Source organism: Rosistilla ulvae, from assembly GCF_007741475.1.
GTDB classification, from domain to species: domain Bacteria; phylum Planctomycetota; class Planctomycetia; order Pirellulales; family Pirellulaceae; genus Rosistilla; species Rosistilla ulvae.
Genome location: NZ_CP036261.1, coordinates 4,312,206 through 4,333,859, shown reverse-complemented (window position 1 = coordinate 4,333,859; position 21,654 = coordinate 4,312,206). Strand labels below are relative to the sequence as shown.

At 57.7% G+C, this 21,654-nt stretch carries 15 protein-coding genes, 1 tRNA gene and 1 pseudogene; 5 read left to right on the top strand and 12 right to left on the bottom strand.

What is annotated here, in order from left to right; genetic code table 11:
* Positions 1–1,025: 1,025 nt before the first annotated feature.
* Positions 1,026–2,546: a TolC family protein gene (locus tag EC9_RS15285; RefSeq protein ID WP_315852291.1), complete on the top strand. Its 1,521-nt coding sequence runs from the start codon at positions 1,026–1,028 to the stop codon at positions 2,544–2,546.
* A gap of 151 nt (positions 2,547–2,697) precedes the next feature.
* Here the strand turns inward: EC9_RS15285 and EC9_RS15275 are convergent, their stop codons facing one another.
* The 5 genes and pseudogenes from EC9_RS15275 to EC9_RS15255 all read right to left on the bottom strand — a co-directional run bounded on the left by EC9_RS15275 (position 2,698) and on the right by EC9_RS15255 (position 11,022).
* Entirely contained in the window at positions 2,698–3,240 is a 543-nt protein-coding gene (locus EC9_RS15275) for an RNA polymerase sigma factor (RefSeq protein WP_145346600.1), read from the bottom strand.
* An 85-nt stretch (positions 3,241–3,325) separates the two neighbouring features.
* Positions 3,326–7,318, bottom strand: a pseudogene (locus EC9_RS15270) (efflux RND transporter permease subunit).
* Positions 7,319–7,320: 2 nt separating this feature from the next.
* Positions 7,321–7,674, bottom strand: coding sequence for a four helix bundle protein (locus EC9_RS15265; protein ID WP_145346599.1), 354 nt, complete (start codon positions 7,672–7,674; stop codon positions 7,321–7,323).
* Between the two features lie 9 nt (positions 7,675–7,683).
* Complete coding sequence (locus tag EC9_RS15260) at positions 7,684–9,846, bottom strand: efflux RND transporter periplasmic adaptor subunit (RefSeq protein ID WP_246105699.1); 2,163 nt, start codon at positions 9,844–9,846, stop codon at positions 7,684–7,686.
* Positions 9,847–10,098: 252 nt separating this feature from the next.
* Positions 10,099–11,022 (bottom strand): anti-sigma factor family protein, encoded by a 924-nt coding sequence (locus EC9_RS15255; protein WP_145346597.1) that lies wholly within the window; start codon positions 11,020–11,022, stop codon positions 10,099–10,101.
* A 187-nt stretch (positions 11,023–11,209) separates the two neighbouring features.
* Between EC9_RS15255 and EC9_RS15250 the strand changes: the two genes are divergently transcribed.
* On the top strand, positions 11,210–11,599 hold the full coding sequence (locus EC9_RS15250; RefSeq protein WP_145346596.1) for a hypothetical protein: 390 nt from the start codon (positions 11,210–11,212) through the stop codon (positions 11,597–11,599).
* A 99-nt stretch (positions 11,600–11,698) separates the two neighbouring features.
* Entirely contained in the window at positions 11,699–12,304 is a 606-nt protein-coding gene (locus EC9_RS15245) for a class I SAM-dependent methyltransferase (protein WP_218934162.1), read from the top strand.
* A 730-nt stretch (positions 12,305–13,034) separates the two neighbouring features.
* On the opposite strand, the gene EC9_RS15240 is transcribed toward EC9_RS15245, so the two are convergent.
* The 5 genes from EC9_RS15240 to EC9_RS15215 all read right to left on the bottom strand — a co-directional run bounded on the left by EC9_RS15240 (position 13,035) and on the right by EC9_RS15215 (position 17,313).
* Positions 13,035–13,700 (bottom strand): ThiF family adenylyltransferase, encoded by a 666-nt coding sequence (locus EC9_RS15240; protein ID WP_246105698.1) that lies wholly within the window; start codon positions 13,698–13,700, stop codon positions 13,035–13,037.
* Complete coding sequence (locus tag EC9_RS15235; RefSeq protein ID WP_246105697.1) at positions 13,697–14,368, bottom strand: hypothetical protein; 672 nt, start codon at positions 14,366–14,368, stop codon at positions 13,697–13,699. Before EC9_RS15235 ends, EC9_RS15240 begins: the two co-directional genes overlap by 4 nt.
* A gap of 704 nt (positions 14,369–15,072) precedes the next feature.
* Positions 15,073–15,145, bottom strand: a tRNA-Asn gene (locus EC9_RS15225).
* Between the two features lie 406 nt (positions 15,146–15,551).
* Positions 15,552–16,391: an alpha/beta hydrolase gene (locus EC9_RS15220; RefSeq protein ID WP_145346593.1), complete on the bottom strand. Its 840-nt coding sequence runs from the start codon at positions 16,389–16,391 to the stop codon at positions 15,552–15,554.
* 70 nt (positions 16,392–16,461) lie between these two features.
* On the bottom strand, positions 16,462–17,313 hold the full coding sequence (locus tag EC9_RS15215; protein WP_246105696.1) for a glycosyltransferase family 2 protein: 852 nt from the start codon (positions 17,311–17,313) through the stop codon (positions 16,462–16,464).
* A 420-nt stretch (positions 17,314–17,733) separates the two neighbouring features.
* Here EC9_RS15215 and EC9_RS15210 point away from each other — a divergent pair, with 420 nt between their 5' ends.
* Positions 17,734–18,708, top strand: coding sequence for a hypothetical protein (locus EC9_RS15210; RefSeq protein WP_145346592.1), 975 nt, complete (start codon positions 17,734–17,736; stop codon positions 18,706–18,708).
* A 13-nt stretch (positions 18,709–18,721) separates the two neighbouring features.
* On the opposite strand, the gene EC9_RS15205 is transcribed toward EC9_RS15210, so the two are convergent.
* Positions 18,722–19,855 carry a cysteine desulfurase family protein gene (locus EC9_RS15205; RefSeq protein WP_246105695.1) on the bottom strand — a complete coding sequence of 378 codons (1,134 nt, stop codon included), beginning with the start codon at positions 19,853–19,855 and terminating at the stop codon, positions 18,722–18,724.
* 286 nt (positions 19,856–20,141) lie between these two features.
* Positions 20,142–21,116 carry an aldo/keto reductase gene (locus EC9_RS15200; RefSeq protein ID WP_145346590.1) on the bottom strand — a complete coding sequence of 325 codons (975 nt, stop codon included), beginning with the start codon at positions 21,114–21,116 and terminating at the stop codon, positions 20,142–20,144.
* A 289-nt stretch (positions 21,117–21,405) separates the two neighbouring features.
* Between EC9_RS15200 and EC9_RS15195 the strand changes: the two genes are divergently transcribed.
* A complete protein-coding gene (locus EC9_RS15195; RefSeq protein WP_145346589.1) occupies positions 21,406–21,621 on the top strand; it encodes a hypothetical protein in 216 nt (71 codons plus the stop codon).
* Positions 21,622–21,654: the final 33 nt, after the last annotated feature.

Sequence of the window (21,654 nt, the reverse complement as noted above, 5' to 3'; positions counted from 1 at the left end):
ACAATCGCCAATCGGTACGGCGATCGATCCGCGATCTGCTATGCAGCGCCGATCGCAAACCAATCACTCACTTGGCGGATATGCCCGGTGGTTCTGCTTGCTGTGGTGACGCGAAATGGATCGCGCAGGGATGCAACTCGGAAGGCCTCCGGCAGGATGAGCGCGCAGCATCGATCACTGGAAAGCCAAGTTGGTGGTAAAGAACTGCGAGCGCGCAGTTCTCTCAAAGAGGCGGCGCTAAATGCGCCAGATGCAGAGAATCCGCTGCGAGAAGTGTGGAGCCAGACTACCGATCGGCAATCGTAAGTTCCCATGCTCGGACAGGAGCGAAAGACCCGATTCGGTTTGGGTGTGATCTAAATAGGCAATCACGACCAAGTCTCGCTCTTGTGAAACAGGCGACCGCTGAGGCGCAGGTGCTATCGGCTCCGAACGCACCCCGCACCGGCAGGAAGATAACGAAGGTTGTCCGTCTACCAATTCTTCGCCATCGCCCGGCGACAGCTTGCCAACCGAACCTTCGGAATCGTCGACGCGCTGCTTTTTTTCAGATGTCTTGTCACAGCATCCGCCCGGCTTGGGCTTGATTTGGCTGCAGCAACCGCAAAAGCCACCATCGGCCTCGACTTCACATATATTGCAAGCGTTGCATCGCGACTGTGCGTTACAGCACGCTCCTTGAGCACATCCGGCGTGCGCAATCGCAATCGGCTGAATCACCATTGCAGCGATCAGGCAGAGATTAACGACGGTGCGAATTATGGGGGAGTTGCTCAATGTGACCTTCCGAAAAAGATACCCATGCCAGGTATATCAAATGTATCGCAAAATCGGCTGCATTGTTCAAGGGGAAACAGTCGGTTAGGCAAACTTTGACTGCGTTCAGTATAGCTCATCAGGATATTCACGCCATGGATCGGCAAATTCCACAGCCCACGACGAAACTCGCGAAACGTCTGCTTTTGGCAGCATTGATCGCTTCATCGGCGTCTGGCTGCGCTTCGCAGCGGGACGTTAGCGTCTCGATGGCACCTCCGCAAGTCGCTCCGACCAACTCGGTCGCAATCCGCGCGGTCGACTGGCAGCAAGTCCTCAGCGAACCAGAAACAGGGACCATTCGACCCGTCGGCTACAATGATGGCGTCGTCTTCGCAGCCCCTACCCTCATCGCGCAAGCCCCCGCGGAAGCTGGCGAGCGCAGCACCGGAAAAGCGCTGCAGCTCGACCCGCCTAAGGAAGATGGTGAGTTGGGAGATGGGAGTGAAGGAGACAAGGAAGCCGTAGGCAAAGAAAACGGTAATGAAGCGGCCCCTGAGAAAAAGGAAGCCAACTCCCCTTCTCCCAGCTTCCCCCCTGCTTCAGTCGACTACTACATCAGCACGGCACTCGCGCGTCACCCTAAGTTGCTTGCTGCGCGACAGCGCGTCGCCGCTGCGACCTATGTAATACCACAAGCCAAAGCCTTACCCGACCCGACGTTCAACAACACTTTCTGGCCGATCCAAGATCAAGCCCTGGAGACCGCTGCAGGGCGGGTCGGTCACCAGATGTCGGTCAACCAGATGGTTCCGTTCCCGAAAAAGCTGCAAACCAAAGCTGTCATCGCCAGTCGTGAAGTTCAGATCGCGCAAGCGGAGGTCGATCTGATCGCGCGTGAGATCACGGAATCGGTTCGGCTCGCCTATTACGAAGTCTGGTTCGCAGGCCGAGCGATCGCGATCATCGAAGAGACCAAAGACCTCGTCGCCGATCTAACCGATGTTGCAGAGGCGAGGTATCGCAGCGGCGGATCCCAACAAGATGTCCTGCGTGCCCAACTCGAGACCGATCGCCTCGACGAACAATTGATCTCGCTTCGCAAACAAAAACAGATCGCTCAAGCGGATCTCGCCACGCTGTTACAACAGCCTGTTGGACTCGTCCCCGAAACGACTGACAGGCTCGACATTGCCGACACGCCCCAGCAGATCGAATCGCTGATCTCGCTGGCCGAACAGTGCAATCCGAAACTGCGTGGCCTGGCTTGGGAGATCCAACGCGATCGAGAAAAGCAACGTCTGGCCTGTTTGCAGAAGTACCCCGACTTTACCGTTGGCGTGAATTGGGGATTGATCAGCGACAGCAGCAGCGTGCTCAGTCCCGTTGCCAACGGCCACGACAACATCAGTTTCAATTTAGGCACGACGCTTCCTATTTGGCGAGATAAGATCGACGCGGGGATCCGCGAAGCGTCGCATCGAACCAGCAGCACAACCAGACGCCTGGAAGCCGAACGGGATGAGCTTTATGGCAAGATCCGGCGTTTGATCGCGCAAGCGGATGCGTTGAGCGAACAACGTGACATCTACGAAGACCGCATCATTCCTCGCACCGAGGACACCCTGAAACTGTCGATCGCCGACTACCGAGGCAAACGAACCGACTTCTTCACGCTTATCGAAACCTACCGCGAACTCCTCATGTTCGAGACCCAGTTAGCCCGCATCGACGCCACGCTGGCCGGCACGATCGCTCAATTGGATCGCACGGTGGGCTGCCCTTATTAAGAAGTAGGGGAGTTGGGAGTGAGGGAGTTGGGAGAATGCAACTTCTTCACTCCCAACTCCTTCACTCCCAACTCCTTCACTCCTAACTCCTTCACTCCCAACTCCTTCACTCCCAACTCCTTCACTCCCAACTCCTTCACTCCCAACTCCTTCACTCCAAAAGCTTCCGCAGTTCCCGACGCGCACGATTCAGCCGCGAACCGACGGTCCCTTCCGGGATGTCTAGCGTCTGGGCGATCTGCTGGTACGACAACCCGCTCTCTTCTTTGAGCGTGAAGATGGCTCGCAGTTCCGGATCGAGTTGATCGAGGGCCTGACGGAGCATCGCGATTCGTTCGTCTTGCTCGACGTGGTCGGTTGCCAGCATCGTTGGCTCAACGATCAACTGCTTCGTCCGTCGATGCTTCTCGCGTCGCAGATGCTGCAAAGCTTCGTTGGTGGCCAATCGGTACAGCCAGGTCTGGAACTTCGATTGGCCGCTGAACTGGGCGAGCCGCGTGAACGCTCGGACAAAAGTTTGTTGCGTCAGGTCATCGGCGTCCTGTGGGCCGACCATCCGAACCATCAAACGGAAGACGCGATCCGATGTCGCTTCGTAGATGCTTCGTAGCGCATCGCGATCCCCGGCCGCACCGGCATTTACCGTTTCGTCGTCAATTGGTTCATCTTCGCTGCGTTCATTCCGATGCTGCATTCAGCAAATTGTAGTCATACCCCACGGGGGTACCAGCTGCCTTGCGTGGACTGAGGAAAGGCAGACTCTCAGGCTCCTTTCAGATTCAAGCGTTCTCGGCGAATCGCTCGTCCTTAATGCCCAGCCGCAACTTCCACTCCATCGCGCTGCAGTACAGCACCGGGACGACCAGCATCGTCATGATCTCGATCGTCATGCCGCCAAAGCTGGGGATCGCCATCGGAACCATGATGTCGCTACCGCGGCCGGTCGACGTGAGCACGGGGATCAGGGCGAGCAGAGTGGTCGCGGTAGTCATCAAACAGGGTCGAACGCGTCGCATGCCGGCGGTGACCGTGGCTTGTCAAGCTTGCTGAGCGTTTTCAATGCGATCCTTTCGGAAACTCTCGTCCAGGTACGATGCGATCACCACACCGTCGTCGCTGGCGATCCCAAACAGGGCGAGGAAGCCGACCCAAACGGCGACGCTGAGATTGATCGTTTTGACTTGGAACAAATCACGCATATCGGTTCCCAAAATACTGAAGTCCAGGAACCACGTGGTGCCGTATAACCACAGCATGATGAAGCCGCCGGCCCACGCAATCAGGATGCCACTGAAAACCAGCGATGTCGTGATCGCCGATTTGAATTGAAGGTACAGGATCAAGAAGATGATCCCGAGGGCGAGTGGCAGCACAATCGCCAAAGTCTTCTGCGAGCGAATTTGGTTTTCGTAGTTGCCAGCGAAGGTGTACGTCACGCCTGCCGGCAACGTGAACTCGCCGGATTCGATCTTCGCTTGCAGGAACGCTTGAGCATGCTCGACGACATCGACCTCCGCTTCACCGGGTTTCATGTCAAACAGAACGTAACCGAGCAAGAACGTGTCTTCACTCTTGATGACTTGCGGGCCGCGCGTGTAGCGGATGACGGCGAGCTGGCCGAGCGGAATCTGGGCACCCGATGGCGTCGGGACCAATATCCGATCGAGTGATTCGAGATCGTCGCGCAGCTCGCGAGCATAACGCACACGAACGGGAAACCGTTCGCGACCTTCAACGGTCGTCGTGATTTGCCGGCCGCCGATCGCGACTTCAATCACGTCCTGCACACTGCGGATGTGCAATCCGTACCGCTTGATAGCATCGCGGTCGATGTCGATTTCCAAATACGGCTTGCCTACAATCCGGTCGGCGATGACAGCAGACGATTGAACGGTGGGAATCTGTTTCAGCAGCGATTCCAATTCCAAGGCAACCCGTTCGATGGTTTCTAGGTCCGGGCCTTTGACCTTCATTCCCATCGGCGCACGCATCCCGCTTTGCAGCATCACGATCCGCGCTGCGATCGGTTGCAGTTTTGGCGCCGACGTCGTGCCAGGAATCTGGGCCGCCGTCGTGATCGCTTGCCAAATGTCATCAGGCGAGCCGATTTCGTCTCGCCATTGGCGGAACGATCGACCGGCTGGATCAAGGATCAATTCTCCGGCTTCGTCGCGGACGAAATCTTTGGCTTGGTCGTCATAGCGAAAGTTCAGCCGATGGCCGGCTACGTCCGATTTGTATTCTGACTTGTAGGTGATGTAGGTCTCGATCATCGATACGGGAGCCGGATCGAGTGGCGTGTCGGCGCGGCCGATCTTGCCGACGACCGATTCGACTTCGGGGATCGAAACAAGCAATTGATTCTGCAACTGCAACACATCCATCGCTTCGCCGATCGAAGCGTGCGGCATCGTCGTTGGCATGTAGAGGAACGAGCCCTCGTCGAGCGGCGGCATGAACTCTTTGCCCAGTCCCGGCAGGACGTTCGTTGCTGCTTGCCACGGTCGTGAATTTCGGATGGACGCTTCGGATACGCCAACCAGCGAAAACGTCTTGGGAACGATGCCGAACACTTTGTCGACACCGAGCCACGCCGATCCGCCGAACAGCAAGATCGCTGTGGGTAGTGTCAGAAACGCGAGCTTGTGATTCAGGCACCAACGCAGGATTGGTTCGTAGAGGAATCGCTGAAAGACGGTAAAGAACCCAAGGATGCCGCCGATCAATCCGCCGACGAACAACAAGTTCAGCAGCAAACCCTTCTGCGGCCCGAGCGGCAACCACTCCTGCGTCAGCAGCACACCCACGACCAACGCGGCAACGGCACTGGCCCCGTAAGGTCCATATCGCTGGAACCGTTCGGGGATGCGTTCTTCCCACAACTTGTAGGCGGACAATCCGATCAAGATTGCTCCCACCCACCAAGTCAACAGCATCGACGCGGCGATGCCCAGAATCAGCAAGGCAAACCAAGCTCCCCTGCGCAGGCTCTTTGATTCGATTCGGCCGCCCATCAAAATGTGAGCCGCCGGCGGAATGATGGTCAACGCGACAATCACTGACGCGGCTAATGCAAACGTCTTGGTGAACGCCAACGGACGAAACAGTTTCCCTTCCGCACCAATCATCGTGAAAACGGGCAAGAAGCTGACAACGGTCGTCGTCACGGCTGTCAGTACCGCACCGGCGACTTCGTGAGCCGCTTTGAAAATCACCGTCAGCTTGTCATCTTCTGGCGCAGCCTCATCCAAGTATTTGAGAATGTTCTCTGTGAGAATGATCCCCATGTCGACCATCGTGCCGATCGCGATCGCGATACCCGACAGTGCAACGATGTTGGCATCGACCCCGAAAGTTTTCATCGCGATAAAGCACATCAGCACCGCGAGCGGCAACAGAGCACTGATCAGAAACGAACTACGCAAGTGAACAACCATCACCAAGATCACGATGATGGTGACCAAGATTTCTTCGATGAGTGCCGTGTTCAGCGTTCCAAGCGTTTCGTAGATCAATCCGGTTCGATCGTAGAACGGCACGACGGCGACTTGGCTGGTCGTGATCCACGCGGGCCATTTGTCCTGCGACATGCCGCGAAGATGCTTCACCCAAGCGTCGCTGCTGGTCGTTGCTCCGGTGATGGATTCAAGACCGTTGCGATCCGCGTACAGGTCAACTTCGTCGGCGGTCGTTTTCTGGTAGTCGACCAACACCTTCGTCGGCAGGCCGGGCGATACCTCTTGGATTCGCTGTTTGATGTTCTTGATCGCCGCCAACGGGTTGTACCCGTATCGCACCACCGCGACACCGCCAACCGCTTCGGCACCGGCTTTGTCCAACGCACCTCGCCGCAGTGCCGGACCTAGCGACACGTTGCCAACGTCGGCCACCGTGATCGGCACGTTATCGGTCACCTTCACGACCGTCTTTTCGATGTCTTCGACGCTTTCGATGAAACCGAGACCGCGGATGACATATTCAGCCTTGTTCAGTTCGATCGTCCGAGCACCGACGTCGACGTTTGTCATCCGAATCGACTCAAACACATTGGCAAGCGTCACGCCAGCGGCCCGCATCGCGTCGGGGTCCACGTCGATTTGGTATTCTTGAACGAAGCCGCCGATCGACGCGACTTCACTGATCCCTTCGGCCGACGTCAACGCGTAGCGAACGTAGTAATCCTGGATCGTTCGCAGTTCGCGCAGATCCCAGCCACCTGTTGGATTGCCATCGGGATCGTGACCTTCGAGCGTGTAGAGATAGATCTGCCCGAGTGCCGTCGCGTCCGGTCCCAGCGTTGGTTGGACACTTTCTGGAAGCGTGCCGGCCGGAAGACTGTTCAGCTTTTCCAGCACTCGCGTTCGCGACCAATAGAAGTCCGCGTCTTCGCCAAAGATGATGTAGATCGACGAGAAGCCGAACATCGAATAGCTGCGGATCGTTTTGACTTCAGGGATTCCCAGCAGCGCGACCGTCAATGGATAACCGATCTGGTCCTCGACGTCTTGCGGGCTGCGGCCCATCCACTGGGTGAACACAATTTGTTGGTTCTCGCCAATGTCCGGAATCGCATCGACGGGAACGGGATCGCGAGGCAACGCTCCGGTGTCCCAATCGAACGGAGCGACCATGACGCCCCACACAATCGTCGCAATGACCAGCAGCAAGATGACAAGCTTGTTGGTCAAGCAAAACCAGATCAGCCGGCCAAGCGGACTTCGCTTCGCTTCGTCTAGTTGAGAGTCGAGGGTTGAGGGTTGAGCGTTGGGCATGTTTAGATGCTCAAGCTTCGTTTAAGTCCGCTGGTCATTCGTGCGATTTCTTCGCAGTCCTTGTAGAGTTTGCATGCATCTTCTTTCGCGATGAATTCTTGCCTTTGAGCGATATGGAGCTGAGAAACAACCTCCATCGTTGAGCCGTAGGCGATCTGAAGGAATCGAGAAAAATCTTTCTTGGAGTCGCGAGCACTTCCCTCTGCAATATTGGATGAGATTGACACCGCGGCTCGCCGCATCTGATTTGCCAGTCCAAACTTTTCGTAGTCCGGAAATTCGCGAGTCAGCCGATAAACGTCAGCGGCCAAGTCGACCGATTTCTGCCAAACGTCGAGCTTTTCAAATCCGAACATCGCCTCTCCCTATTTGCTCTCAACTCTCGACCCTAAACTCTCAACTCGATCCGCGCAGCGGAGCATCGACGCGCCGTAGTACGGATTGCGAACCGCGTCGTCGGATTGAAGCCACGACGCACCGCGACCCGCGAAGGCCATCGGACAATGAAGCTCATAAAGTGTTTCGTCGGTCGGCAGTCCGAACATTCGCTCGAGACTCAACATCTGCTCGGACAGTAAAGCGAACCCGCTACGCAAAGCGGCGAGATTGTTCGCCTCCTGCAATCTTGCAACGATCTCGGACAAGTCGCGTTTCTCTTTGCCCCACACTTCGACCGCTTTGGCTTCGGAGACGATCGGCAGCAAGCCCGCCAATCGCTGATGCAACGGCTCGACCGCTCGCTTCGCGGCTTCCAAATCCTCTGCTGCGAGTGCTTGGCTAAGTTGCAGATAAGGAGCGACAAAACCACTGAGTTGCTCAGCGACTTCAGGCGGAGCATCCATGTTCGCCATCGCCGGCATCTGCATTTCGTCGTGTAACATCGGCAACGGGAACTGAGCCTTCATCTGATCAATGTGCTGCCGAGTTAACGCGAAGACCCGATCGGCTTCACGCATGGAATTCACCTCGCGGCCCTCAGTGATATCGTTCCGCAATAGCATCACGACCTCGAACCACGGCGGTCGCATTTGTGGACCGATCAAGTCCGCCGGCACTGCCTCGACAGCTTTATTGAGTTGGTCATAGCCTTCGCGAATCTCTGCGAGGTTCGCAGCTTCAACCCTTTCTTGAATCGTTTTGTATTGCTCAACAATACCCTGCATCGCATCACGTACCGCTGGCACCAAGTTCATCGGACTCGCGTCCATCGTCACCCCTTGGTCTGCTTTTGGCATTTCCATGCCGCCGTGGTTGTGGCCTCCTCCGCCGCCACCTTGCGGTGTCATCATCGAGGGCTTCGCAGAAATCTGGAGCGCACTATCGAGTTTGAAGTTGCCGTTGGTCACGACCAAGTCGCCTTCTTCGAGCCCTGACTTCACTAGGTAGAAGTCGCCGGCGCGCGGACCGATCACAATCTCGCGACCTTCGTAAGTCGGCTTGTCGGCGTCGGGAATCTGGACGTACACAATCGCTCGCGTTCCCGTCAGCAACACAGCCTTCACCGGCACGATCAAAGGTTTTGCGGCGCTCGTTGGCTCCGCTGTGACGTAGCCAAGCGACTCGGCTCGCACCAACGGCATGCCGCAAATGTCACAATCGCCCGGTTGGTCTTTTATGATTTCCGGGTGCATCGGGCTGATCCACTTTCCCGCCAGCGAAGCGTTGAGCACTCGACCGCCCGCCGCGATGTCACTCTGCACGATTGCTCGCACGAACATTTCCGGTTTTAAGCGACCATCATCGTTCGGTACGTTGACTCGCACCTTCACCGTCCGAGTGTCTTCGTTTAGCACCGGGTCAATGAACGCGATTCGGCCGCGGAACAATTCGCCGGGATAAGCTTCTGTTGTGAACTCGACGTCCTGCCCGTACCGCAACCAAGCCAAGTCGGATTCGTAAGCATCCATCTGAACCCATAAGACCTTTAAGTCAGCGACGGTGTAGATGCGGTCGCCCGTTTGAACGCGATCGCCTTCTTGCTTGTTCTTCGAAACCACCACGCCACCGACGGGCGAGTAGATCGTCACGGTTTCGGAAGACGTGCCACGTTCTTCGATCGTCTGAATCTGCTCCGCCGTCAAACCGAGTAAACGCAGCTTCTCGCGAGCCGATTCAGCAAGATCGAGTGGTTCGATGAATCGTGAGGTACTCAGCGGTCGATCACGCTTGGTCACCGCAAGCAGTTCTTCCTGTGCGGTGTAAAGTGCCTCGCTGTAGATTTGCACCATGTGGTCCCCCTTCTTCACCTCGACGCCGGTGAAGTCGACGAACATGCGTTCCAATCGGCCGGGGACCCAAGCAGTGATGTGGGCGAGGCGAGTTTCATCGTATGCGACCTTGCCGACCATGCGAACGTCGGCCGTCACGTATTGGCGACGCACTGGGCTGACCTGAAGGTTCATTAGGCTCTTGATCGCGGGACTGATCGAAACCGTGCGAACGCCGTCGGCCGACTCCCCGACCGGAACCAAGTCCATGCCGCAAACCGGACAACTGCCCGGACCATCGCGACGTATTTGCGGGTGCATCGCGCAAGTCCAAATCGACGGCTTACTTTGCTTCTCCCCGGAATTCGACGTAGCGGAAGTCGTCGAGACTTTCGCCCCGCCGGCAAACCAAGATGCGACGAAGACACCAAGCAGCACAAACGCCACCGCTTGAGCAATCCAAAGTTTTCCGCGGTGGCGTTTGAAGAATTCCATCATGCGATTGGTTGAGAGCTCAGGGTTGCGAGTTTGTCAGATGGAAATTTGGCCGGACGCTTTGCTCTCATTACTCTCTCAACTCTCGACATTCAACTTCCCCAACCAGGTCACCAGCTTCGCCACTTCGTCTTGGTCGCGAACGCCAACAGCCGTGACGCTTCGCGAACCCTGCTTCCAAGTTGCCGCGATACTGGAATCGAGATCAACGAGGCAGCAATTCTTGTCGCCACACATCGCCATACTCTGCCGGCGACCGCCAAACCAAGCCGTCTCTTCGTCGTCATGTTCAAACAGAACCAGCGTCGAACCGTCGTTACGCTTGCAAACCGCCTTGACGCAGGTGCAGCACGGCATCTTCAAAACGCTCGTCGATGCCAACGAATACCCCTCGGGAAGCCCTTTGGAAACGACAGGACGATACCCAACCAACTTCATCGCACCGTCGGCATCGACCTGTTGGCCGCGGTACTTCGTGAGCAGCATATGGTCCGCAGCATCGGGGTCGACGCTCAATATTTGCACATAGTCCTCCATGACCTTCGAGAATTCGGCATCGTGTTCGTGATGCCCCACCCCGTCATGCGAATGCGAGTGCGCGGCGATCGCTCCACCGATATGCCTCTCCTTCACCACGACGGAGGCTCTGTCGACAAGCCAAAGACTCAAGCCCAGGGTCAGCAATACCGCAGCCGCCATCGAAACGACACCGGCCCGGTAGGGCGACTGGCTGAACCATTGGGCGACTCGCGACGGCAGCGTCGCTGAATCCCTGCCGCCAGGCAGATCGCTCTCGATGCGGTCCCACAAATCATCTGGCTTCCTCGCGACAGGAACGCCGGCGAAGGTAGCCCCGATCGCCGCATACGAACTCAGCGACTCGGCACAAGCCGCGCAGCCTTCGACGTGTCTGGCGACCAACGCCTGCTGTCCAGCCAACAACTCACCATCGTGATACGCCGACAGTTGTTGTTGCACCGTTTCGCAATCGTTGGATGACATGACCGGATCGTTCCCTGAGGGCATCTCTAAAGGACACAGGTTTTAGATGTTTGAAGTCTGGATTTCTTCATCAGTTTAAATAGATATTTCAAATTCTTTCTGCGCCCCGTGAAGAAAGCAACGGCCCGTGCATCCAAATGGACGTCAAATCCACGATCCGTTCTCATGATTCCGCAAAGGACCTCCAATGCGACTATCAAATCGAGTCCCTGTCCTCATTGCAGCCAGCCTGGCTGTCGGACTCTTTGGCTGCAGCCCGGCCGCCCCTAACACACCACCCGCCAGTGCCGATCACGAATCGCACGCCCACGAGGAGCATGTTCATGGTAGTGAGCATTCCGCCGCAGATACGGCTTCCTCGATGGAAGAGCAGATGTCTGGACTGAAGCAGCTGTCGCCGGAGGACTACAAGTCCGCGATGGCCCAACACATCTGTCCCGTCAGCGGCGAGATGCTGGGCACGATGGACGCCCCCAAAAAGTTCGACGTTGAAGGCAACAGCGTCTGGATTTGTTGTGACGGCTGCAAAGACAAACTGCTCGCCGCCCCCGACAAATACCTCGCCAGATTGAATTAACTTCGCCCGATACCGCGATTACCGAAAGTACATATGCCCACGACTGCACTTCTGAAACGGGTTTTCTCAAAACGACCGACAAGCACTATTCAAAGTGCTTTGAGTGTCTACGACGACTACGTGTTCGATAAACGCTATCAACTTGACACTCGATCCGAGGTCGCCATCAACGACCTGGACATCAGCCAAGAAGACAAACAGCATGCTGACAAATACAAACCGACACGGGCTCGATACTTTCGCAAGATCATGGAGAAAGTCGTTCTCCCTCGCGATGGAGTGTTCGCCGATGTTGGATGCGGTAAGGGCCGAATCCTTTTGCTCGCTGCGGAGCAGGGATTCGACCAAGTCGTCGGTTTAGAAATTTCGCCTGCCTTGTGTCAGATCGCAGAGCGAAACGTTGAGACATTCAAAGAAGCGAGGCCCAAAACGGGTTCGATTAAAGTCGTCTGCACCAACATCCTCGACTACCAGATGGACGGCAGCGAAACCGTCTTCTTTTTGTATTCGCCCTTCGACCATCCGGTCACCAAAGCCTTTCTGGAAATGATCCGGCAATCACTCAACGATCATCCACGGGATCTATGGCTTATCATCGACGAGTTTCGTTTTCCCGAATTGCTGGAGGACGATGAACTCCTAAAACAATCGATTGTCTACGAATATGGATCGGCCATCTTCCACGTCTATCGCCACCACCGCTAATTCTCGACGGAGCCTCCTCGTGAGACTTTCAATCATTGCCGCGATCGCCGTGTTTTTTACGGCGTTTCTTGCTGTGTCAAACCATGTTTGGCGGTGTCTCTCAGGTTCTCTGGGGCTCGGCTTAGAGAGCCTGAGGTGTTGACTAGCTTCCGGGCGCGTCCACGGCCTATTCGTGACCTGGGCGAGTGGATTCAAACAGGGTGGATGTTGGGTAGCCAAGACTCGAGTGATTTCGGTCTTGCTTGTAGTAGCTGAAGTAACCGCCGAGCTCGCGCTCTCCCTTCGCGAAAGCAGCCCACTGCGGATTCAATTGCCTAATCCCTACTCTCATGAAAGTGGACCAGAAATGGGGGCATTTCACATTCTCTCGCTGTTTAGAGAGTGGAAAAGCTTCAGCTAAGCCAAAGAACGATGGACCACGTGAGACTTTCTGATAGCTAAAAAAGGAACGTCGTGACCGCTTCGAAGGGCGGCCACGACGTTCCGGTGGTTAGCGGCGGCGGTGGTGATTGCGTCTGCTCCGGCTGCGGCCGACGTTATAGCCTTTGCGACTGCCGGTGCGACTGCCGGTGCGTTTGCCGGTGCGTTTGCCGGTGCGTTTGCCGGTTTTGTAAAACCACCATGCCACGAATCCGATGATCAGCCATCCTGCTAAAGCGTCCAATTTCCCTCCTTACGAACACGTGTTGGGGCTGGGGCCTCGGTGAAAGCTCGTGCCCTGTCTGTTTCGTTAGGAAGCGTCTTGAACGTCCCATTCGCCGGAAAGCAGATTGACGCTGGTGTCGGCGTCGGTTGGGATGTCGCGGAGCCAGCGTGTAAACTGGTGAACCATCAATCCCGCTGCGATGCTGGCGGCGTAGACCGTGCTGCGTGACGTGCAAGTTCCTTGCTGGGCGTCGGATGCGGCGAAAAGTGTCGAAGCGTAATGAGATTCGGACTTGTTGTCGGTGACGGCAAGGACTCGCAGCACTTCGCCAAGCATCCGGCCATCGGCCCAGAACCCCGCACGCGACTTTACCGAACGCCAGATTGCAGATCGAGCGGCGATCGAATCGACGCAGCAAAACACTGCATTGCCGATGTCTTGGCGCGGACGAAAACGGTCCTCCACTCGAATGACATCGATCGTTGGATCAATTTCGCCAATGGCTTGCGACGTGGCAAACGGTTTTGCCCATCCAACCTCGTGCTTTCGGTAGCCTTGCGTTGTCGTGTTGGACAAGTCAACGCTATCGAAGTCGATCAACTGGATTCGCGACGTTCCGATCGAAGCGAGCTGCAACGCCACATGTCGACCGATCGCGCCGACACCGATCACCGTTGCGGCGACATCCGCCAACCGATCCATCGGGACCAGCTGGCGTTGTCGCTCAAAACGGTTATGGGGCGCACTCAACTGACTGCCTCCGAGAGATTGTCACGCCAGCGATCGGTTGCTAACGGAGCATGCTCCCACCAATCCGAATCGCAGGTCTCAAGAAGTGCACGATCCGATGCAAATGGATCGCTGACCGTGACGTTGTCACAGTATTCGATGAACCAAGATTCATGGTCGGCAGCCGGAAACTGGTGGGCGAATTCGACACGCGACCGGAGCCGCCATTCGGTACCGGGACCGACATTGAAACGGGCTCGCGTGCAGGTGTTGCCCTCTTCGGCAATGATATGCATCACCGCCCAGTCGACTCCACCAAAACTGCGTTCGAACGTTTCTTCATCGGTAACGCTTGGAAACGGCGACGCCGCGGGATGCGGTTGAATCCAAATTCTTGCAAACTGCTCCGGTTGTCGCCCCGAGTCAACTTGCTGGTCGAAGAAGTCGGCTACGCTGTCGTCATCGAATTCGACCGAGACGACCGAGCAAACCTGTTCGACAAGTTGGATGTCTTCAACCAGTAGCAAAACGTTGGCGTTAGAGAGTCCGAACCCGCCCACTTCAGTGGGACCGATATCACGCAGGTACAGCAGCTTTGCCATCGCGTATGGCGTAAACCGCAGTGACCGATTGATTGGTGTCGCGACGGTCTTCTTCACTCGCTTCGTTTTGTTTGGTGACGCAATCATCACAGGCTCCTTCAAAGAGACAGGTGTTACAAAAAGAATCGCCGCAGTCGTCGCACGACTTCAGGCACACTTGACAGACATCGTCGCCACAGCGCTCGCACGACGAGATACACTCACAGCAAAACCGATCCAGGCATGAGTCGCACGAGGTACTGCAATCGGGACATCGTTCGGTTTCGCATTTGCAGCATCCGAGGACTTCATCTCGGACGACGTTGTCGCCACATAATTGGCAAGTGACTCCGTTCCAGTCTGCAATTTGCACGGACATTGAATCGGGATTGTAGATCCGAAGCACGTGATCGACGCTGCAAAAGAAGTCGAGCATGCGACCTCTGGCAAATGGCGATCGAGACTGACACACCTCAGTCAAACTGAAATGCAGCCGTGCGGGGCGCTCCGCGAGAAGGTTCTTAGGGCACTCCATTCCGACCGGGTCAAAGCTCGCCCGCGTAAACCAGTTCGACGAGCCAAACAGGAAACCAGAGAGTTCACTGGGGTGTCGGGCGAATCGGGGTGGTTTGATTCGTAGGCCCGGACTCTCTCTGCAAAAGTGAGACTCTCGAATTTCGACGCCGCGATGTCGACGCCGCGATGTCGAAACGTCGCGAAAAACCGAGCGTAAACGAAAAAACGCCCGCGGGTGTCATGCACTACCGCGGGCGTTGAATGGTTTGTCGCTAGTTTTCAGAAAACTGAAAAAGCTCCCCCGAGAGGACTCGAACCTCTGACAAGGCGGTTAACAGCCGCCTGCTCTACCAACTGAGCTACAGGGGAATATGGAGCGGATTGCTGCTCCGGGGACGCCCAGGTCCTTCGTGGGACTTGGGTTTCCGAGGCGGCGTTCCTCTCGTGTCCGAAATTTACTGTATCACTTTCATCCTCGCAAGGTCGCCTTAGGGGCTATCGGCAAGCTTTTTTCACAACTTGAGTCGTCCTAGCACGGTTTGTACCAATCGTGCCGGAAAAGCTTGACTTTCCGGTAGTTCGTGGTTGCGGTGAAGCCTCTGCGCGTCGGCACCACGCTGCAAATTTTCTGGCTCTGCTGCGCCGAAAAGCTGGGACTCGAGCCTTTGGGCGAACGCTGCAGCGCGTGAATCGGCTGAAGCCTTTACTCCAGCGCTAAGGGCTCGGTCGGCTGAAGCCTCGACTCCAGCGTTTGGGGCTCGTTCGGGGGATGCCTTTACTCCGGCGGCATGTCAAACATTTCGGTCAGCAGCCATTGCAGGCCCGATTGGATCGCGTCGAGGTCGTCGGCGCGGTAGGGGGTGTCGTGTTCGGCTTCGGGCAGGACGACCAGCCGGTGCGGGCCGGCGTAGGCGTCGATGATCGATTGCTGCAGCCGCGCGGGGACGAGGGCGTCGAGCTGCGATTGGACAAACAGAGCGGGCAATCGGCAGTCGCTGGCGGTTGTCGTGGCGTCCATCTTCGCTTCGATCGATGCCGCGATCCAGGTTCCGCCGCGATGCGCGTTCCACCAGGCGTTGCCGTCGCGGACCATGTCGACAAGCGGCGGCGGGTTGCGAATCATCAGCGCGTCGGCTGCGCGTTGGCTGGCCAAATACAACGCGGTCACCGAACCGAGACTGTTGCCGACGATCAAGGTTTTGGTGTTCGTATTTGAGTTGGTGCCGACGCGGTGCTGTTGCAGATGATCCCAAACGGCAAGGACTGCGGCGGGGATGTGTCGCAGCGAGGCGGAGCCTTGGCTGAGTCCGTAGCCCGGCGGATTCCAGGTCCAGACTTCGACATCGCGCGGCTGGAAGAGGAGGGCGGGAAAAGCTGTCGATCGCTCGGCGCGGCCGCCTGTCCCAGGCAACTTTAAGATCAGCAGATCGGCCGGCGGTTGGTCGAGTTCCAACGGCGCTGCGGCTTGTGTGCCGGCAGGCTTCCGCGCGGCGAAGCATTCGATGTCGCCTTGCGGTCCGTCGACGATCATCCGCGTCGCGGGTTGTGGATCGTCGACCACGCGCCGCGAGGGACGAAGGATAAAGCGGTCGGCGAGTCGTTTGCGAAGCCACATCGATGAAGTTCCAACACGTTCGAAGTTCAGCCCCGCGTTTCGATCCGCACCGCCTGGACCAACTGGCGGCTCAATCCCAGCGGCTGTACCGTAACATGCAGTAGATCGCGTTGACACCATCGCGCCAACCGATCTTCTTCCCCTCGTCGTAGCCGCGACTCTGGTATTCGATCGGGACTTCCATGAACCTTTGGCCGCTGCGAGCCAACTTGGCCGTCACTTCGGGTTCAAATCCAAATCGGCACTGTCGCAGCGTCAGCCCTTGGATCAGGTCACGGCGGAACGCCTTGTAACAGGTCTCCATGTCGGTCAACCGTAGACCGGTCGTGACGTTGCTGAGCCCGGTCAGCACGCGATTCCCCAAGCGATGCAAGAACGAAGGGTCCTGCACTTGGTTGCCCAGATAGCGGGAACCGTATGCGATATCGGAGAGCCCATCCTGGATCGGCCGGATGACTTTCATCAGATCGCGGGGATCGTATTCGAGGTCGGCATCTTGGATCGCGATGATTTCACCGCGGCAGTGGCGAAAGCCCATTCGCAGGGCGGATCCCTTGCCGCGATTGCGACGCCGCAGGACGATCGTCAGCCCGGACTTCCCGCGTTGGCTAGCCAGCCATTCGGCGGTTCCATCGCTGCTACCGTCGTCGACGACGATGATTTCTTTCGTGATCGGCAGGGCTTGGACCGCGGCGATCACTTGCGGCAGCGTCTCGCGTTCGTTGAAGACGGGGATCACCACCGACAGCTCCGGCGCGCCGGGTCGGTCGTCGGTGAGCGACTGTTGGACCAACGACTGCGCCTCTTCGAGCAGATGCATGCAGTGTTCGGAATTATCGAATCCGCGGGCACGCGCGTCTTTTTCTTTAGCGGCTGGACGATTTTCGGTCGACGCGGAGGTTGCGGTCAGGATCTTGTTCATCGTGCTTTCTCTTCCGGCAGTGGAATCCGCATAGCCAAAGGAGGCGGATACTGATACAACGAAACCCAAGGTACGGGGACGTTGTTCAACTCTTGCACATGGTTTCGAATCGCCCCGGTTGCAAGATCCCCGGCAAACCAAAACCGTGGGCCCGCTGGACGCTTTGTAGCGGTCGTGGGATACGCATCGATTGCACCGACGGCGGCGGAGTTGGTGAGGATCGACCGCGCAACAGGAGCGTTTGGTTGCTAGGTAGAACCGGACGCTAGCGCGTGGCGGATGATTCGCGCGGCGACGCGGGTGGAATGACGCTGTCTTGGCCCCGCTCCCCAAGCTGGCGTTCGCTTACCCTATAATGGATCCAACAAGAATCGGGCGGCACCGCCTGCAACGCTTTCCACAGATTAACGGAGCCGATCGATGATGTACTTTCGAATTTGGATCACGCTGATCTTGGCAGCCCAAGGTTCAATTATGCTCGGACAAGAGATCCCGCTGACTCCCGGATGCGTCGTCCGTTTCGCCACGGTCGCCGAGGGGGCCGAGGTTTTAGCGGCGGAGGATACGTTCACGCAGCGACTGAGCCGGTTCGATTTGCAGAGTCGGTTGAACACGCGTGAAGAGGTGAGTTCCGCCGATTATCGCCGCTCGGCTGTCGAAGACATCCAACCGTGGACCGATGCGTTTATCGAGACAGTACGCCCGGCGGTGGAGCAGTTGGCGGCGCGTGTGGGAGAGTGGAATCTGCCGCTGCCCGAAGAGATCTTGCTGGTCTGCACCAAAGGCAATTCCGAAGCGGGGGCGCCGCACACACGGGGCAATGCGATCGTGTTGCCCGAAAAGCGGATCGTCCGCCGCCCCGAGGATATGCTGCGGCTGTTGGCTCACGAACTGTTTCACATCGTCTCGCGTCAGTCGCCCCAATGGCGCGACCAAGTTTATGCAACGATTGGATTCGAGCCGTGCGACGAGGTGCAGTTGCCGGCGGCGGATCAAAACCGACGGATCACCAATCCCGACGCCCCGATCGTGCAGCACTACATCACCGTCGACGTCGATGACCAACCGGTCGATGTGGCCCCGGTGCTGTTTTCCAGCGTGGCGGAATACGATCCCAGCGGCGAGAAGTCCTTTTTTGCGTATCTGCAGGTCCAGTTTGTGCAGCTTGAAAAACAAGATGGTATCTGGACACCGGTCTTGCGTGACGATGGCAGCTTCGTCGGTCACGCGATGGGCGACTTGGACGGCTTCATGTCGCAGGTGGGACGGAACACCAAATACTTGATCCATCCCGAGGAGATCTTGGCGGATAACTTTTCGTATCTGGTGACGGGCAAAAAAGTTGCCTCGCCCGAAGTATTGACGCGGGTCGAAGCGTTGCTGGTCGGCCCGTAAGTCTGCCGGCGAATCAGCTTTCCAATGCACGGATGATCTGGTCGGCTGCTTGATCGACCGATTCCTGCGACGTCGTCCAACCGACGCTCACTCGCAGCGTGCATGCGATTTCTTGTTCGCTGAGTCCGATGGCGACCAGGCAGCGGGTCATCCAGTCCTGCGGTTGAGCACAACGAGGACGGGAGATGACCAGATCGGAGGTCGCTTGGTTGAATTGCAAGGGAACGCGAATGGGCAGCGTGATCAGCGACGTGTTGGGCAGCCGGGAAACTTGACTCCCGAGCACCCGAGGCATCGGCGAAACCGCCTGTTGCACTCGGGCTTCGAACCGGTCGCGGAGCGCGGCCATCGCATCAGCGGCCTCCTCAGCACCTCGCGCGGCCATCCTCGCCGCCGCGCCAAGACCGATCTCACCGGTGATGTTTCCCGAACCGGGCCGCAGCCCCATCTCTTGAGCTTCGCCGTACAAGATCGGCGATAGTTTCAGGCCGCGGCGAACATAGAGGGCTCCGATTCCCTTGGGGCCATACATTTTGTGACCGCTGATCGCGATCGTGTCGGCTCGCAACGACCCCGTATCGATCGGCTGTTTGCCGGCCAGTTGAGCCGCATCGCAGTGCAACAGGACTCCGCGAGCGTGGCAGATGTCGGCGACTTGGCGAACCGGTTGCAGAACGCCGGAAATACTGCACGCCGCCTGGACACAAACCAGCGCCGTATCGGGCTGAAGCATCGCATCGAGTTGTTCGGGGTCGACGCGACCGTCGGGATCGACGTCGAGGTATTCGATATGCCAGCCGTCGAACTGCAGCGAATTCGCGGTGGCGATCACTGAATCGTGCTCGCTGGCCGAGACGATCACGCGGCCCGGCGGCTTACCGGCTTGCTGCCAGGCACGGCAGACGCCCAGAATCGCCAGGTTGTTCGCCTCGGTGCCGCCGGATGTGAAGACGACTTCGAACGGATCGCAGCCCAACAGATTGGCTACCTGTTCCCGAGCCGTGTCGACGAGCTCACCCAACGCCAAGCCGGCGGGATGCTGCTGGGTGGGCAACAGAAAATGTTCGTCCCAAAACGGCTGCATCGCTTCGCCGACCGAAGGGGCCAACGGCGTCGTGGTGTTAAAGTCTAGATAGATGTGTCTCAAGGGAACTGTGACCTCGTCAACCAAAAACGATGCAAATCGGGGCCAGGATAAATCGCTTTTTTGCATCGGGTTCCAGACGCCACGGGCTGGCGTTCGGTTCGCTTGAAAAACCGGACGCCAGCGCGTGGCGGGGGATACCTTCGCCGATTTGCACTGGAATCGGAGCGACGGATTCGCCCCGGTAGCCCCATGTTAAGATAGAGCGATTCGGTGATCGTTGCGGCCGACTAGCAGAGTGACAGTTTCCGCGAAAGAGCAACGCGATTGTACCGGTTGAAGCGGCTGGTTAGACAGCCGATCGCCCCGCCGCCGGGCCGCGGTCGGCGATCGCTTGGTCGATCCTTGCCCTTTGGTCAGTCGTAAGCTGCCAGGAGAGTGCCGCAGCGGTCTCGCTGATTTGGTACGGTCGCTTGGCTCCACAAAGCGCGGCGGTGATCCCCGGATGATGAATCGTCCAATTGATCACCACATCGGAAACCGTTCGGCCGATCTCGATCGCCAGCTTGCGGAGCGCGTCGACAAAGTCTTGATTCTTCTGCCACTCATCCCCCTGGAACATCGGGTATTTCGCGCGGCCATCGCCTGGAGCGAACTGGTGGTCGCGAGACAATTTGCCTGCCAACAGCCCCTTCATCAGCGGCCAATAGATGATTGCCGAAGCGCCGTTGGCTTCGCACCAGGGCAGGATGTCGTGTGTGATCTCCTGCTGCAACATATTGAAGTGAGGCTGGACGGCGGAGATCGGGCAGACGGCGTGGAATTCTTCCAGTTGTTCGACGTTGAAATTCGAAACGCCCACACTGCGGGTCTTGCCAGCGTCCATCAAACGTTTCAGTTCGCCCGCCGATTCGGACACCGGAACGTTCGGATCGGGACCGTGCAGATAGAGCAGTTCGACGCGGTCGGTTCCCAACCGCTGCAGACTCTCGTCGCATTGGCGGCGAAGCGTCGCGGGGGAAGCGTCTTGAACGCGTTGGCCCTCGGCGTCCCAAGCGATTCCGCCTTTGGTCGCGATCGCGATTTGGTCGCGGCGATTTCCCAAGCCGCGGCCGATCAGCCGTTCGCTCTCGCCGTTGGCACCGTAACAATATGCGGTGTCGAAAAAGTTGATCCCGGCGTCGAAGGCTGCATCGAGCGTCGCCAGGCTGTCGGCGTCGTTCACCTCCAAACTGGTCATTCCGGCGATCGGCCAACAGCCCATCGCGACGGGAGAGACCCTGATATCGGTTTGTCCCAAGGGGCGAAGTTCGGTGGCAGACATGGTTTGATGGTTCCCGGAATCGAGGTCACAAGCGAGGTCGCGACCAACACATCCACTGGGCAAACGCGACCAACTCGCTATAACGGTCGGCTTGAGCCTATGTTATCGTTTGCGGCGCAGGTTGCGAAGCGGTTCCCGCGGTGGCGGCTGATAGCTCAGACGGCGGCGGTTCGAGCCGAAGCGATCGCTAGCACTGCGGAGCCCGCGAGTTGCGGTTTCCCGACGAGACAACTTTTCCTGACGCCGGCCAACGCGCGGCGATACAGTTAACCAACCCACGAGATTTCCGATGCGTCCATTGTTGACCCTGACCACCGCTGTCCTGATCCCATCGACGCTGTTGGCTCATCCCGGCCACGGTTCGGTCGCCAGCGAAACCGCCCCGGCGCTGCACTATCTAACCAGTGGATCGCACATCGGTTGGGTGGCTGTCGTCGCGATCGCCGCTGTGGCAGCGACCGCTGTAGTGCGAAGCCGCCGCGCCGACGCTCGCCGCGCCGGCTGAGAAGTTTTGCCGGCGATGGAAGTCGTCGGCAAA